This window comes from Streptomyces thermodiastaticus (assembly GCF_014656135.1).
Lineage (GTDB): Bacteria > Actinomycetota > Actinomycetes > Streptomycetales > Streptomycetaceae > Streptomyces > Streptomyces thermodiastaticus.
Map to the genome: position 1 here is coordinate 1 of NZ_BNBV01000002.1, position 14,691 is coordinate 14,691.

Genomic DNA, 14,691 nt, shown 5'->3' on the forward strand with positions numbered 1-14,691 from the left:
TGGCGTTTGACGGAGCGGGCGGTGCGCTCGACGTTCGTCACGGCCTGCCGTTTGGCGACCTCGCCGACCAGCACCTCGCCGCTCTTGGCGAAGGCCACCACCGACGGGGTGGTCCGCGCGCCCTCGGCGTTGGCGATGACGGTGGGCTCCCCGCCCTCCAGCACGGCGACCACCGAGTTCGTGGTGCCCAGATCGATCCCGACCGCGCGTGCCATCGTCGTCCCCTTTCCGCCTCCGACGCCTGCCCCGCGCGCCCGGACCGGACGGGCGGGGGCCGTCGCAGGCCGGGTACCCCACCGGCCGGGAAGGATGATGCCGCGCCGTGCACGGGGCGCGGCGCGGCATCGGGGAGCCGTCGGCGGACGGCGGGCCCGGCGTGCGGCCGGGCGGGCCGTCTCAGGCGAGTTTGGCGTCCAGGGTGATCCTGGTGCCGGCCAGGGCCTGGCTGACCGGGCAGTTCTTCTTGGCCTCCTCGGCGGCGGCGACGAACGCGTCGTTGTCGATGCCGGGGACGGTGCCCTCCACGGTGAGGTGGATGCCGGTGATGCCCTCGCCGGGCTGGAAAGTGACGTCGGCCTTCGTCCGCAGCCTGGTGGGCGGGGTGCCGGCGTTGGCCAGACCGTTCGACAGCGCCATGGAGAAGCAGCTGGAGTGGGCGGCGGCGATCAGTTCCTCGGGGCTGGTCTTCCCGTTCGCCTGCTCGGCGCGCGACGGCCACGACACCGGCTGCTCACCGATGCCGGAGGAGTCGAAGGTGACGACGCCGCTGCCGTGGAGCAGGTTGCCTTCCCAGACGGTGTGAGCGGTGCGCGTGGTTGCCACGGTGTGTTTCCTGCCTTTCGCCTAGGGGCCCGTTGCCCGGGCTTCTGGGTCACATCCGATCACATCCGGGCGCCCGGTGCCCGCAGTCCGGGCCGTGCCGCCGGGGCGGGCCGCCGTGCGGGACCGGGCAACGGGTGCCGGAACGGATCGGCGGATGCCGCGCCCGGCGCCGGTCGTCAGGCGGCCTGCTCCTCCTCCGCCTCCGGCCCTCGCCCCGGTGCGGCCGGGCGGACGTCCCGCACGGGCTGCGCGGGAACGGGCACCTGCGGGGCGGCGGCTTCGCTCAGCCAGCGGCGCAGCACCTGGTGGATCTGTTCGGCGCCGACGAGTTCGGTGCCGTCCTCGGCCGGCGGGGAGAAGGCCAGCGGGGCCAGCAGGAACGGGCGGGACTGCGCGCCGCCGAGGCCGCCGTGGGAGCCGATCTGCTCCTCGAAGGCCAGCACCTCGCCGTCCGCCGGGTCGTAGAAGGAGTTGACCATGATGTCGGCGGTGTGCGGGAAGGAGTGGGTGCGGCGCACGGCGTCGGCGGCGCCGGCTCCGAACACGGCGAGCGGACCGGGGTCGTCGTCCAGCCGGTCCAGGGGGATCTCCACGCCGCGCGCGCCCAGCACGACGCCGCCGTGCCGTTCGCTGCGCACCAGCAGGAAGCCGATGCCGGGGTGGTTGGCGAGCGTGGGCAGCAGCGCGGGGTAGCGGGCGTCGATCTCCTCGCGGGTCATGCGGTGCGGCACGTCCGGGAAGGACACCAGGCCCAGGTTGCCGGAGGCCAGCACGACGGGCTCGCTGCGGCGGGAGTGCCGCGGGGGTGTGCCGTGCTCCTCCACCGGCCGGCGCAGCGCCGCGCGGACGGCGGCGCGTGCCTCGGCGCCGCTGCGGGTCCGTCCGGCCCGGCGCGGCACGTGCAGCCCGCAGCCGGCCCGGACCAGGTCGCCGAGGGTGAGGCCGTAGCGGGCGTGGAAGGTCTCGCCGGGGCTCTGGCCGTGGTCGGAGAGCACCACGATCCGGTACGGGCGGGGGGCGTGCTCGGCGACCTTCTCGATCAGTGCGAGCGCCCGGTCCAGGTGCTGCAGCACCTTGGCCGCGTCCCGGCTGTGCGGTCCGGAGTGGTGGGCCACCTCGTCGTAGGCGACGAGGTCGGCGTAGACGACGGTGCGCCCGGCGAGCAGGTCGCCCACCACGGCGGCGACCACCACGTCCCGTTCGACGACGGTGGCGAAGGCGCGCACCAGCGGGTACAGGCCGCCGCGGGAGACCCGCGGGCGCTGCTTGCGGATGCGGGCGCGCAGGGACTGCCCGATCTCGCGGGCTACCTCGGCGACGAACGACAGGGCGGTGCGCACCGCGTTGGCCGGGTCGGAGAAGTACGCGAAGTAGCCGGCCCGGGAGCGGGTGCCGGGGCCGCGCCGGGCGGACACCGACAGCACCAGCGCGGACTCGCCGGCGCCGCCGCTGAACAGGTTGCCGCGGCTGGCGCCGTCCACGGCGAGCAGCCCCTCGTGGCCGCTGCGGGCGACGGCGCGGCGCTGCAGCTGCACGGCGCTGGCGGGCCGGTTGCAGACCATCACCTCGCCGGTGTCCTTCTCGTACCAGCGGAAGGCGGGCACGTCGTGATTGGTGCCGTGCAGGATGCCGAGCTGGCTGGCGCCGGTCTGGCTGGACCAGTCGGTGCGCCAGGCGGTGAGCCGGTGCGTGGCCGGCGCGGACCGCTCCCCGGGGCCGCTGCCCAGCCAGCGGGCCACGGTGGGCAGCAGCCCCCGGCCGACGGCGTCCCGCAGCACGTCGTGCCCCACGCCGTCGAGCTGGACGACGACGGTGCCGGGCGTGGTGGGACAGGCCGGACAGCGGCCGCGGCGGCGGACGGCGAGCCGCTGCAGCCGCCGCCGGTACGCCTCGTCGTCGCGCACGGCGAGAGCACCGCCGGTGGCGGAGGCGACCGCGGACATCGCCGCGGCCACGATCATCGCGGTCTGCGGGGCAGCCTGTGGCTCGCCCGAGGGGCTGATGCGCAGGGCGAGCAGCAGCAGGGAGCCGTTGAGGAAGAACACCAGCAGTCCGAGGACCAGCGCGGGCACGAGCAGCAGCAGCCGCACCAGCAGCGGCCACACCACGGCCGAGAGCACACCGAAGGCGCCCGCGCCGAGCGCGGCGGTGATCGCGACGGTGGTGGCGCTGTCGCCGTCGGCGGACTGCAGCCGGAAGTCCGGGAGGATCCCGGCGAGCACGAGCATGGTGAGGGTGGAAACGGCCCACACCGCGACGCTCCGCCCGATCTGACCGGCGGCCCGCCGCCACCTTCCGTCCCGCACTCCAGCACACCTCACGTCCTGGCCCGGACCGTCGTACGGGCCTGCTCCAGCTTGTCATATCGACGAAAAGCAGGACCCGGTCCGTGGTGCCGCGACGTGCGGGCCGGCGGCTACCGCCCGTCGTAGCCGGCGGTCGGCAGGGACAGGCGGCGGTGGACGCGGGCCTTCATCTGTGCGTCGTAGGACGGTTCGTCCGTGCCGACGGTCTCGACCCGGACCCCGCGCCGGGCGCACTCGGCGGTGAAGTCCTCCACGGAGGCCAGTGCCCGCTCCAGGACCCGTCTGCTGGGCGCGACGAACACGTCCACGCCGGGCCGCACACCGTCCCACAGCGCGCCGTGGTCGGGGCGCAGCCCGTGCACCAGCAGTTCGCGGGTGACGACATAGCCCCGCTCGGCGGCCCAGCGGGCGCACATCGCGTGCTGGCTGCGGGAGTCCACCAGAAAGGGGTCCTCGTGCAGCTTCTCCAGCGGGGTCAGGGTGGCGATGGCGGTGACGCGCACCGCCGTCCCGGCGGCGCCGCCCCGGGCATGGCGCACTTCTCCCATGGCGTTCCCCTCACCTCCGGGTCCGAGGCCGTCTCCGCGACGTCCCGTCCGCCGCCCGGCGCACGGCCCGCCCCTCGGGCGGACGACGCGGCCTCACGAACACGGCCCGGCCGCCGACCCTACCGCTGCCCGTAGGCTCAGGGGGAGTCGCGCGAAGGAGGCGAAGAAGGTGCCGGTGGAGATCACCTGGTGGGGTCACGCCACGTGCACGATCGAGGATTCGGACGTCCGTGTGCTGACCGACCCGCTGTTCGTCCGCCGGCTGGCGCACCTGCGCCGGCGTCGCGGGGCCGTACCGCCGCCGGCGGCCTGGCGGGCGGACGTCACGCTCGTCTCCCACCTGCACGCCGACCATCTGCACGTCCCCTCGCTGGCCCGGCTCGCCCCGGGCGGCCGGCTGCTGGTGCCGCGCGGCGCGCTGCGGGCGGTGCCGGGGCTGCGCCGGCTCGGGCTGGACGTCACCGAGGTGGTGCCCGGGGACCGGGTGCGGATCGGAGAGGTCGCGGTGCGGGTGGTGTCCGCCCGGCACGACGGGCGGCGGCTGCCGCTCGGCCCGCACCGCTCCCCCGCGCTGGGCTATGTGGTCGAGGGCCGGGCCCGTACGTACTTCGCCGGGGACACAGCGCTGTTCGACACGATGGCGGAGGAGGTCGGGCCGGTCGACGCGGCGCTGCTGCCGGTGGGCGGCTGGGGGCCGTACCTGGGCGAGGGCCACATGGACGCGGACCGGGCCGCGCAGGCCCTGGCGCGTCTGGCGCCGCGCACCGCGGTGCCGGTGCACTACGGCACGTTCTGGCCGATCGGGATGGACGCCGTGCGCCCCCATGAGTTCCATGCGCCGGGCGAGGAGTTCGTGCGCCAGGCGGCGCTGCGCGCGCCTGAGGTGGCGGTGCACCGGCTCGGGCACGGGGAGAGTCTGCGGCTGGAGGTCGCCCGGTGATACGGCTCACCGCCGCCGTGACGACGGTGGTCCCGCCGGAGTCCACACAGCAGGCGGTGGGGTATCCGTCGCTGTTCCTGCTGGTGCTGATCGGGGCGCTGGTGCCGGTGGTGCCCACGGGGGCGCTGGTCAGCTCGGCGACGGTGGTGGCCGCCCACCGGACCGCGCCGTTCGCTCCGGCCCTGGTGTTCGTCACCGCGTCACTGGCCGCGTTCTGCGGGGACGTCGCGCTGTACTGGCTGGGGCGGCGGGGCATCGGCTCGAAGAACGGCTCGCGCTGGCTGGAGGCGATCCGCTCGCGGGCCCCGGAGGACCGGCTGGCCCAGGCCCAGCAGAAGCTGGCCGAGCACGGGGTGGCGGTGCTGGTGCTCTCCCGGCTCGTCCCGGCCGGCCGGATTCCGGTGATGCTGGCCTGCCTGCTGGCGCGGTGGCCGCTGCGCCGGTTCTGCCGGGGCAATCTGCCCGCCTGCCTGGCCTGGGCGGTGACCTATCAGCTGATCGGGCTGCTCGGCGGGGCGCTGTTCCGTGAGCCGTGGGAGGGCGTGGCCGCGGCGGTGCTGCTGACCGTGCTGGTGAGCGCGGTGCCCTCCGTCTGGCGGCGGCTGCGCCGCTCGGTGCCGGCCCAGCGCTCCCGCTGACCGGGCCGGCCGCCCGTGCCGCCGGGAGCCGGCGGGGCGGCCGCCGCCGCTCGTCCCGGCACAACGGGCGGGCGCGGTCACCGCAGGACGCGGGAGCCGCCCACCGGCAGGTCCCACAGGTCCTCCCGGGGCAGGCCCGCCTTCTCCCAGGCGGCGCGGACCCGGGTGAGCGGTTCCAGCACCGGCTCCGCGGAGAGGACGAACGTGCCCCAGTGCATGGGGGCCATGCGGCGGGCGCCGAGATCCTGGGCAGCCTGGACGGCCTCCTCCGGGTCGCAGTGGACGTCCCGCAGCCACCAGCGGGGGTCGTAGGCGCCGATCGGCAGCAGGGCGAGGTCGATGCCGGGGTAACGGCTGCCGATGCGGGAGAACCAGTGGCCGTAGCCCGTGTCGCCGGCGAAGTACACCCGCTGCCCGTCGGGCGCAGTGAACACCCAGCCGCCCCACAGGCTGCGGCAGGTGTCGATGAGGGTGCGCTTGGACCAGTGGTGCGCGGGCACGAAGTCGATGCGGACCCCGGACAGCTCGGCCGCCTCCCACCAGTCCAGCTCCGTGACGCGGGTGAAGTGCCGGCGATGGAACCAGCGTCCGAGCCCGGCCGGCACGAACACCGGGGTGTCGCGGGGGAGCCGGCGCAGCGTGGGGGCGTCCAGGTGGTCGTAGTGGTTGTGGCTGATGACGACCGCGTCGACGGGCGGCAGCGCCTCCCAGGCCACGCCGACCGGCGTCATCCGGGCCGGGGTGCCGAGGATCCGCCGGGACCACACCGGGTCGGTGAGCACCGTCAGTCCGCCGATGCGCACCACCCAGCTGGCGTGCCCGGCCCAGGTGACGGCGACGGTTCGCGCGTCCACCTCGGGCAGCGGGCCGGGCTCGTAAGGCAGCAGCGGGATGTCCGCGAGGCCCGCCTTGTCGGGGCGGACCGCGCCCTCGCGGGCGAACCGGGCGAAGGCCTTCAGCCCGGGCAGCGGGGCGGTGAGCCGGTCGTGGAAGCTGCGCGGCCACACCCGCCGCTCGCCCAGCGGCCGGGGGGCGGCCGGCGGCGGCGCGGACGCGGACGGCGAGGCGAGCGTGGCGGAGGCCGCCGGGCGGCCGGCGGACCGGCTGGGGGTCGTGGACGTCGTGGTCGGCTCGGACTGCTGCGTCATCGAGGAGGCTCCCATCGCTGAGCGTCGTCACGGAGATCGCCGAAGACGGACCTCAAGGAGGTCAACGCGCGCCGTACGTGCGGCAGTTCCAGCGGCTTGAGGGAGCGGAGGGATTCCGCGCGCTCCTCGTCCGTGCCGCCGAGCAGGTCCGCCGTGGACAGCCGCACGCGCAGCGCCCCGAGGTCATCGCCGAAGCGGTGGCCGCCGGGCACGGGCACACTCAGCCGGGCACCGAGGAAGTCCTCCAGTTCCTGTGCGTCGCTGACGCCGCGCGTGGCGAGGGCCGCGCGGAACGGGGCGAGGTCGGCATAGAGGTGACGGCCGGCCCGCGGCGGCCGGGCCAGGGCGCCGGCGTCGGTCACCACGGCGTGCACGGCGCACGCCAGGCGCGCATGCAGGCGCACCGCGGCGGCCACCCGTGCGGTGACGGCCTCGGGTTCGTCCAGGGCGCGCACGGCGGCCGCGGCCACCGGGTCGGCGATGCGGGCGTCCAGCGCGGTGAGCACGTCCAGCACACGGGCGTGCAGCACGCCGCCGGCCGGGCCGGCCGGGAACCGGGCGATCGCGGCGGGCCAGCCGGCGGGCAGGTAGGCACCGGCGAGGTCGGTGAGGACGGTGACCCGCTCGGGCAGCATCTCGGCCGGGGAGACGACGACCGTGTCGTGCGGCGCGTGCACGGTGTCCCGCCAGGTCTCGTCGCTGAGCAGATGCAGGCCCTCTCCCGCGGCGGCCTCGACGGTCTCGTGCAGCACCTCCGGCGGTGCGACCGTGCCGGTGGGGTCGTCGGCGACGGACACCACCAGCAGCCGCGGGTCGCCGCCCTCCGCGCGCACCCGGTGGACGGTCTCCAGCAGGGCGTACGGATCGGGGACGCCTCCGCACTCGGCGGGCGTGGGCACCGTGAAGGCGGGCCGGCCCAGCAGACGTGCGGAGGGCAGCCACCAGGCGGCGCACGGGCGGGGCACGAGCACGTCGCCGCCGAGCGCGGCGGCCACGGCGAGCAGCAGCATCGGGGCGCCCGGGGCGGCGGCCACCCGGCCGGGCGAGGAGGGCAGCCCGCGCCGCCGCCAGTAGCCGCAGGCCGCGTCCCGCAGGGCGGGGTCCGCGCCGAGGACGGCGCCCGCCGGTGCGCGGCGGGTCCGGCCCGCCGCCGCGGCGAGCGCCGCGGACAGCTCCGGCAGCACGGGCAGACCCTCGTCGGGCAGCGCCGAGGGCCCGTAGCGGACCGGGCCGTGGTCCCCGCCGTGGTCCTCAGGGTCCGTAGGCCGCATGGCGTCCTCCGCGCAGTCCTCGGTGCCGGTACGGCGCCGGCCGTGTCCTGGGCGAGCAAGTACCCAGCCGGGACCGCCGGCATGGCTGTCCGGCCGGGTCGCGAAGATCACACGGGGCGGCGGGACCATCGGGGGACGCTCCCCGCCGTCAGCGGTCCGCCCGCCTGCGCGGCCAGGCCCGGTGGACAGCGGCGCCGGCCGCGGCGGCGATCAGCGCACCGCCGCAGGCGAGTGCGGCCCGGGACGGTGCGAACGCGCCGCCCGCGCCGGCCGCCACCCCGTGCTGCAGCGCGGAGTGCCCGTCCGCCGAGGGCCCGTCCGCCGAGCTGCCAGCCGGGTCGCGGTCCTTGCCGGCGGTGTCGCGGGCCGGGTCGCCCGGGGTGCGCGGCGGCAGCGGGGCCGCGGTGCTGGTGCCGCCGCCCGGGAGCCGGGTGAGCGGGTCACGGTAGGGCAGCCCGGGATCCTGGCCGCCGGGCGGTGCGCTCACAGAGCCGTAGGGTGCGCCGGTGTCCTGGCCGGGCGGCACCGGGGGCAGCACCTCTGTGAGCATCGGATCGAGCGCCGGAGCCCACCCCGGCGCGTAGCCGGGGTCGTACCCCGGGGCGTACGCGGGCGCGTATCCGAGCGGCAGGCCCGTGGCGTAGCTCTGGCCGTAGGCGTAGGGCCGGCCGTGGTCCGCGCCCGTCGTGCCGTAGGCCGGGCCGGCCGCTTCCTCCGGCAGCCCGGGGCCGGGCAGCGTCCGGGCGCGTCCCGCGCCGAGCGTGTCGCTCCCGGCGGCACCGGCGGCGTGTCCCGGCGGAAGCACCCAGGACTCGGGCCGTCCGGGGTCCGGCTGCGCGGCCCACGCCGGCCCGGCGGGTCCTCCTATGGCGAGGGCGAGGACGGCGACGGACAGGGCACGGTGGACGGCAGGGCGCATGGCTGCACTCTCCTCGGGCCGGCGAACGGCTTGCGAAGGGCACGGCGGTCGTGCCGGTGCCCCGGGGCCCGCCGCCGGACATGGCCGGCTCGTCCCGGCGAAGGGCTCCAGGCCCCATCACAGCCCGCGGCCCGGCCGGCCGCGCGTGGCCGGGCCCCATTCGCGGTACCCCGGCGGCCTGTCGGGTGACTGCGGGATGCGCCCCGCGTTCCGCACCCGGCGGCGCCAGCCGGTGTCGGCCCGGTCTGCACGGGTACGCGGGGGGCCACCCCGGAGATCTGGAGGAGACATGCAGCGAGGCAGTGACCGGCTGAGTGTCCACCGTGACGAGGAGATGAAGCACGAACTGCAGGGGCTGCTCAGGTCCGGACACCCCACCCGGACCGAGGAGTGGCACGACCCCGAGCCGTCCGCCGAGGACGACCCGGAGATCTGGACCGGGCCGGTGGCGCCGGGCACCTCCCGGGCCTCCCTGGAGACCGTGCGCCTGGAACTGGCGAGAATCCTGGGCCGCAGCGCCTTCCCCGCCCAGCCCGGCCAACTGGTGCGGCTGCTGCGCCGCAAGAACGCTCCGGACGCGCTGGTGGAGGCGCTGGAACGGCTGCCCCGCACGGCGCGGTACACCAATGTCCAGGAGCTGGCCAGAGAGCTGACCCGCAGCGGGCGGCCGGCCGCCCGGCAGGATGCGGGCGAGCGGCCGTGAACCGGCGATGCACCCGGCACGGGTGGGACGGAACGAGCACACGAGGGACGTGAATTCATGCGTATCGCATTTCTGGCCGCCCCCGAGGGCGTGGAGCAGGTCGAGCTGACCGAGCCGTGGAAGGCCGTGCGGGACACCGGGCACGAGCCGGTGCTGGTGTCGACGAAGCCCGGCGAGATCCAGGCGTTCGACCATCTGGACAAGGCCGGCACTTTCCCGGTGGACGAGGTCGTCTCCGACACCTCCGCCGACTCCTTCGGTGCGCTGGTGCTGCCCGGCGGCGTGGCCAACCCGGACTTTCTGCGTCTGGACGACAAGGCCGTGGGTTTCGTCCGCGACTTCTTCGATCAGGGCCGTCCCGTGGCCGCGATCTGCCACGCGGCGTGGACGCTGGTGGAGGCGGACGTGGTACGGGACCGGGTGCTGACGTCGTGGCCGAGCCTGCGGACCGACATCCGCAACGCGGGCGGCACCTGGGTCGACGAGCAGGTGCACCTCTGCGACAGGGGCCCCAACACCCTGGTCACCAGCCGGAAACCGGCCGACCTGGGCGCGTTCTGCGCGACGTTGCTCGAGGTCGTGGGGCGGCAGGCGGGCTGAGCCGCCGCGCGGCGCGCCGCATCCGTGCCCCTCAGCTGCGGGGAGTCGCCGACTCCCCGCAGCTGCGTTCCCGGGCTCCCTCACGGGTGCGGCCCGCCGCCACCGGCCGGCGCGGATTGCGGCGCAGATACTCGCCTTCGAGCTGCGCCATCCGCTCGTTGTGGACCCGCAGCGCGTCGTTCGAGCCGTACAACAGGGTGTCGTGGCGCGTGCGGTGGATGGTCTCCAGCTCCCTCATCAGCTGCTGATCGTCCAGCCGGGACGGGTCGACTCCGCTCATGGTGGTGCCCCGCTCGTCGTGTTCGGTCATGACCCACGGGTACCCGCCTCGCGGGCAGTACCACCGACCGCCTTCCGGGAGGGCGCCATGGACCTCGCATTCCTGCATCCGCTGTACGTCAGCCCCGGCCCCTGGGCCTCCGTGTACGTCGACACCTCCCGGCACACCGAGGACACCGCCCACGAGCTGCTCCTGACGGCCCGGGCGGTGAGCCGGGAGCTGGCCCGGCAGGGTGCGGACGAGGACACCTGCCGGGCGGTGGAGCGTGCCGTCGACGCGCTGCGGCACTCCCCGGACCCGTACGGCCGGGCGGTGTTCGCGCAGGACGGCGAGGTCGTCCTGGAGGCCTTGCTGGCCGGTGAGCCGCAGGGCGGCAGCCACGCGGAGTGGGGGCCGCTGCCGCGGGTGGGCCCGCTGCTGGACCTCGCGGGCGAGGAGCCGGTCGCGGTCGTGGCCTACGTCGGCCGGCAGGGCGCGGACTTCGAGCTGCACAGTGCGCTGGGCAGCCGCCCGGCGGGCACGGTTCTCGGGCAGCAGTGGCCGCTGCACCGTACGAGCAGTGCCGACTGGTCCGAGCGGCACTTCCAGCTGACGGTGGAGAACACCTGGGAGCACAACGCCGCCGAGATCGCCGAGGCGCTCGGCGTCTGCCAGGAGGAGACGCAGGCCGACCTGGTGATTCTGGTGGGCGACGACAGGGAGCGGCGGGAGGTGCGCGAGCGGTTGCCGCAGCGGCTGCGCGCCCATGTGGCGGACGCCGCCCACGGCACGGGCAGCCGCCTGCTCGACGAGGACGTCGCGCGTATCCGGGCCGAGCATGTGCACCACCACGTGGAGGAGGAGCTGGAGCGGTTCCGGGCCGCCCGCACACCCGACGACGAGGGCCGCACGGGTGCCGTGGAGGGTGTGCCCGCGCTGGTTCAGGCGGCGCGCGAGCACCGCCTGAAGGAGCTGCTGATCCGCCCGGACGCGGCGGACGCCCACCGGGAGGTGTGGGTCGGCCGGGAGCCGGACCAGCTGGGGGTGCGCCGCGCGGATCTGAAGATCCTCGGGGAGCAGGAGTGCCGGCCGGCGCGTGCGGACGACGCGCTGATCCGGTCGGCGGTGACGACGGACGCGCAGGCGCTGTCGCTGGCCCCGGTGGCGCCCGGCGCACCGGATGCCCCGGCCGGCGGTCTGGGCGCTCTGCTGCGCTGGAGGTGACGGGCCCGGCGGCGGCCCCGCCTCCGGCAGGGCGAGCGGGGACTCGACCCGGGTGCCGGGCGCCGCGAGGCCGCTCCGGTTCAGCGGTCCCCGTCGCCGGCGGCCTGCCCGGCCGGGCCGCCCTCCCGCGCCGGTGCCACGACCGCACCGGTCCAGGACAGGGCCTTGAAGCCGTCGTCGGGGGAGCCGTCGAGCACGACCACTCCGGTGTTGCGCAGCGGGTGGGCGGCGAAGTCCGCGTCGAGATTGTGTGCGCGCACGGTGGCCCACAGCCGGATGGCCGCACCGTGGCTGACCATGGCGACGGTCCCGGCGCCGCTGCGGGCGGCCTCGGCGACGACCGCGTCGAAGCGGGCGAGCACCTGGCGGCCGCTCTCGCCGCCGGCTCCGGGCGTCCTCACCTCCAGGTCGCCGGCCGCCCAGGCCAGGACGGTGCGCAGATACCGCTGTCCGCGCTCGGAGCCGCCCGGCTCGCCCTCCAGGTCGCCGGCACAGATCTCGCGGATGCCGGCGCGGACGATCACGTCGAGTCCGCGGGCGGCGGCCAGCGGGGCGGCGGTGAGCCGGGTGCGCAGCAGGGTGGAGGCGTAGACCGCCTCGATGTCCTCGTCCGCGAGTGCCTCGGGCAGGGCCGCGGCCTGCCGCTGCCCCAGGGCGGTCAGGGCCGGTCCGGGGGCGGCGGTGTCCAGGCGGGAGATCACGTTGGACGGTGTTTCGCCGTGGCGGATCAGGACGAGGCGCATACGCAGGCGCTTTCGTGCGGGGACAGGACAGGGCCGCCGCTGTGCGCCCGGCCGCGCAGCCCCGTCGGGCGACACCGGCGTTCCGCACGCAGGAAACGGCCACTTCAGGGTAACGGTGCTGTATGAGCCCGGACCTCGATCCCACCGCTCCGCGGGCCGGCGTGCGCACCCTTCTGCGCGGGCTGCCGGCGCTGGACCACCGCCTGTTCGACACCGCGGCCGGGCGGCACTGGCCGGCCGCCGGTCCCGTGCTGCCCCGGCTGAGCCGCGCTGCCGACCACGGTGTGCTGTGGGGCGCCGCGGCGGCCGCGATCGCGGCCACGCGCACCCCGCGGGCCCGCCGTGCCGCGGTGCGCGGCCTGGCCTCGCTGGCGCTGGCCTCACTGACCGTCAACACGCTCGGCAAACGGTCGGTGCGCCGCCCGCGGCCGGCCCTGGGCGGGGTGCCGGACGTGCGCCGGCTGGGCCGGCGGCCGGTCACCACGTCGTTCCCGTCCGGTCACGCCGCCTCCGCGGCGGCCTTCGCCACCGGCGTCGCCCTGGAGTCCCCGGCCTGGGGAGCGGCGGTGGCGCCCCTCGCGCTGTCCGTGGCGGTCTCGCGGGTGTACACCGGCGTGCATTTCCCGAGCGATGTACTGGCCGGCGCGGCCCTCGGTGCGGGCGCCGCCCTCGTCGTGCGGAGCCTGGTGCCCACGCGTGCCCAGCTGACCGCGCCCGCGCGGCCGAGGGTCCAGCTGCCGGCACTGCCCGGGGGCGAGGGCCTGGTGCTGGTGGCCAACTACGGCTCGGGCACCTCCGAGCGCGTCCGGGCGCTGCAGGACGTGCTGCCGCGGGCCGAGGTCGTCGAGTGCGAGCCGCAGGACGTGGCCGCCGAGCTGGAGAAGGCGGCCGGCCGGGCCCGGGTGCTGGGGGCGTGCGGGGGCGACGGCACGGTGAACGCCGCCGCCCGGATCGCGCTCCGCCACGACCTGCCGCTCGCGGTGCTGCCGGGCGGCACGCTGAACCACTTCGCCTACGACCTGGGCGTGGAGGACGAGCGGGATCTGAGCGGGGCCCTGGAACGGGGCGAGGGCGTCAGGGTGGACGTCGGCCGGTTCGTCTCCGGCGACCTTCGAGGGGTGTTCCTGAACACCTTCAGCCTGGGGGTGTATCCGGAGCTGGTGCGCGAGCGCGAGCGCTGGGCGGACCGCATCGGCGACTGGCCGGCCGGGGTGCTGGCGGCGGTGCGGGTGCTGCGCGCGGACCGTCATCCGCTGCGGGCGGAGTTCCGAGGGCGGTGCCGGCCGCTGTGGATGCTGTTCGCGGGCAACGGCACCTATCACCGGATGGGGCTCGCGCCGGGCCGGCGGGTCGATCTGGCCGACGGGGTGCTCGACGTCCGGGTGGTGCCCGGGGGACGCCGGCCGGCGCTGCGGCTGCTGTCGGCGGCCGTCGCCGGACCGCTGACCCGCTCCCCCGTCCACACCGCGGTGCATGTGACCCGGCTGCGCCTGACCGGCCTGGCGCCCGGCACGCTCCTGGCCTACGACGGCGAGGTCGCGCGGGCGGGCCGCGAGGTGCTGCTGGAGAAGCTGCCCCGGGCCCTGCGGGTGTACCGGCCGCTGTCCGGCTGACACCTCCCGCGGTCCACTGTGCGAGACGGGGGTCTCATGATGCGGCTGTTCCGTCTACCGTGATGCCTGCGTCCCGGGGGCGCGGTCCCCGCCGGACGAGGTGACGAGAAGGGGTACAGCCATGCCGGAGGCACGGGAGACCGCCGTCTACACGCACGGACACCACGAGTCGGTGCTGCGCTCGCACACCTGGCGGACCGCCGCCAATTCGGCGGCCTACCTCGTCGGCGCGCTCGAACCCCGTATGACGGTCCTGGACGTCGGCTGCGGCCCGGGCACGATCACCGCCGACCTCGCGGAGCTGGTGCCCGACGGGCACGTCACCGGCGTGGACCGCGCTCCCGGCGTCCTGGAGCGGGCGCGGGCGACGGCCGCCGCGCGGGGGCTGGAGAACGTGGACTTCGCGGTGGCGGACGTGCACGCGCTGGACCACCCGGACGACACGTTCGACGTCGTGCACGCCCACCAGGTGCTCCAGCACGTGGGCGACCCGGTGGGCGCGCTCAAGGAGATGATGCGGGTGACCCGGCCGGGCGGGATCGTCGCCGTCCGGGACGCCGACTACGCGGCGATGACCTGGTACCCCGAGGTCGAGGGGCTGGACGACTGGCTGGATCTGTACCGGCGGGTGGCGCGCGCCAACGGCGGGGAACCGGACGCGGGCCGCCGGCTGCTGTCCTGGGCCCGGGCGGCGGGCTTCGGGGACATCACCGCGACGTCCAGTACGTGGACGTACGCCACCGAGGCCGAACGGACGTGGTGGAGCGATTTGTGGGCCGAGCGCACCCTGGCGCCCGCGTACGCCGAGCGGGCGGTCGGCGGCGGGCACGCGACCGAGGAGCAGCTGCGGGCCGTGTCACGGGCCTGGCGGGAGTGGGGGGCGCAGCCGGACGGCTGGTTCGCCGTGCTGAGCGGCGAGATCCTGTGCCGCAAGCCGGCCTGATCCGCCCGCTCGTC

At 76.2% G+C, this 14,691-nt stretch carries 16 protein-coding genes; 7 read left to right on the plus strand and 9 right to left on the minus strand.

All coding sequences use genetic code 11. The features are described 5' to 3' along the window. The 4 genes from IE286_RS02025 to IE286_RS02040 form a co-directional block, all read right to left on the minus strand. The coding region (locus tag IE286_RS02025) for an Hsp70 family protein (RefSeq protein WP_189794821.1) at positions 1-215 on the minus strand (215 nt) is incomplete at its 3' end. A 181-nt stretch (positions 216-396) separates the two neighbouring features. After that, complete coding sequence (locus IE286_RS02030) at positions 397-822, minus strand: OsmC family protein (RefSeq protein WP_189794822.1); 426 nt, start codon at positions 820-822, stop codon at positions 397-399. A 176-nt stretch (positions 823-998) separates the two neighbouring features. Next, on the minus strand, positions 999-3,128 hold the full coding sequence (locus tag IE286_RS02035) for an alkaline phosphatase family protein (protein ID WP_268255380.1): 2,130 nt from the start codon (positions 3,126-3,128) through the stop codon (positions 999-1,001). A gap of 110 nt (positions 3,129-3,238) precedes the next feature. Next, a complete protein-coding gene (locus IE286_RS02040) occupies positions 3,239-3,676 on the minus strand; it encodes a hypothetical protein (protein WP_189794823.1) in 438 nt (145 codons plus the stop codon). Positions 3,677-3,845: 169 nt separating this feature from the next. Between IE286_RS02040 and IE286_RS02045 the strand changes: the two genes are divergently transcribed. After that, positions 3,846-4,616 carry an MBL fold metallo-hydrolase gene (locus tag IE286_RS02045; protein ID WP_189794824.1) on the plus strand — a complete coding sequence of 257 codons (771 nt, stop codon included), beginning with the start codon at positions 3,846-3,848 and terminating at the stop codon, positions 4,614-4,616. Beyond that, a complete protein-coding gene (locus IE286_RS02050) occupies positions 4,613-5,254 on the plus strand; it encodes a DedA family protein (protein WP_189794825.1) in 642 nt (213 codons plus the stop codon). The genes IE286_RS02045 and IE286_RS02050 overlap by 4 nt, the downstream gene beginning before the upstream one ends. Before the next feature lie 77 nt (positions 5,255-5,331). Here the strand turns inward: IE286_RS02050 and IE286_RS02055 are convergent, their stop codons facing one another. The 3 genes from IE286_RS02055 to IE286_RS02065 all read right to left on the minus strand — a co-directional run bounded on the left by IE286_RS02055 (position 5,332) and on the right by IE286_RS02065 (position 8,592). Then, positions 5,332-6,402: an MBL fold metallo-hydrolase gene (locus tag IE286_RS02055; protein WP_189794826.1), complete on the minus strand. Its 1,071-nt coding sequence runs from the start codon at positions 6,400-6,402 to the stop codon at positions 5,332-5,334. Beyond that, the gene (locus tag IE286_RS02060; RefSeq protein WP_189794827.1) at positions 6,399-7,673 is read right to left on the minus strand and encodes an aminotransferase class I/II-fold pyridoxal phosphate-dependent enzyme; all 1,275 of its coding nucleotides are present in this window, start codon (positions 7,671-7,673) and stop codon (positions 6,399-6,401) included. Before IE286_RS02060 ends, IE286_RS02055 begins: the two co-directional genes overlap by 4 nt. Before the next feature lie 148 nt (positions 7,674-7,821). Continuing rightward, positions 7,822-8,592, minus strand: a complete 771-nt coding sequence (locus IE286_RS02065) for a hypothetical protein (RefSeq protein WP_189794828.1) — start codon at positions 8,590-8,592, stop codon at positions 7,822-7,824. Positions 8,593-8,881: 289 nt separating this feature from the next. Here IE286_RS02065 and IE286_RS02070 point away from each other — a divergent pair, with 289 nt between their 5' ends. Further along, entirely contained in the window at positions 8,882-9,295 is a 414-nt protein-coding gene (locus IE286_RS02070; protein WP_189794829.1) for a DUF2795 domain-containing protein, read from the plus strand. A 57-nt stretch (positions 9,296-9,352) separates the two neighbouring features. Beyond that, positions 9,353-9,895, plus strand: coding sequence for a type 1 glutamine amidotransferase domain-containing protein (locus IE286_RS02075; protein ID WP_189794830.1), 543 nt, complete (start codon positions 9,353-9,355; stop codon positions 9,893-9,895). Positions 9,896-9,926: 31 nt separating this feature from the next. Here IE286_RS02075 and IE286_RS02080 read toward each other — a convergent pair whose 3' ends face one another. Next, positions 9,927-10,205: a DUF6158 family protein gene (locus IE286_RS02080; protein WP_168131799.1), complete on the minus strand. Its 279-nt coding sequence runs from the start codon at positions 10,203-10,205 to the stop codon at positions 9,927-9,929. A gap of 57 nt (positions 10,206-10,262) precedes the next feature. On the opposite strand from IE286_RS02080, the gene IE286_RS02085 reads away from it, so the two are divergent. After that, positions 10,263-11,378 (plus strand): baeRF2 domain-containing protein, encoded by a 1,116-nt coding sequence (locus IE286_RS02085; protein WP_189794831.1) that lies wholly within the window; start codon positions 10,263-10,265, stop codon positions 11,376-11,378. 80 nt (positions 11,379-11,458) lie between these two features. Here IE286_RS02085 and IE286_RS02090 read toward each other — a convergent pair whose 3' ends face one another. After that, positions 11,459-12,121 (minus strand): histidine phosphatase family protein, encoded by a 663-nt coding sequence (locus IE286_RS02090; RefSeq protein ID WP_189794832.1) that lies wholly within the window; start codon positions 12,119-12,121, stop codon positions 11,459-11,461. Between the two features lie 122 nt (positions 12,122-12,243). Here IE286_RS02090 and IE286_RS02095 point away from each other — a divergent pair, with 122 nt between their 5' ends. Both IE286_RS02095 and IE286_RS02100 read left to right on the plus strand, forming a co-directional pair. Further along, positions 12,244-13,734: a bifunctional phosphatase PAP2/diacylglycerol kinase family protein gene (locus IE286_RS02095; RefSeq protein WP_189794833.1), complete on the plus strand. Its 1,491-nt coding sequence runs from the start codon at positions 12,244-12,246 to the stop codon at positions 13,732-13,734. 121 nt (positions 13,735-13,855) lie between these two features. Further along, entirely contained in the window at positions 13,856-14,677 is an 822-nt protein-coding gene (locus tag IE286_RS02100) for a class I SAM-dependent methyltransferase (RefSeq protein ID WP_189794834.1), read from the plus strand. Positions 14,678-14,691 lie beyond the last annotated feature (14 nt).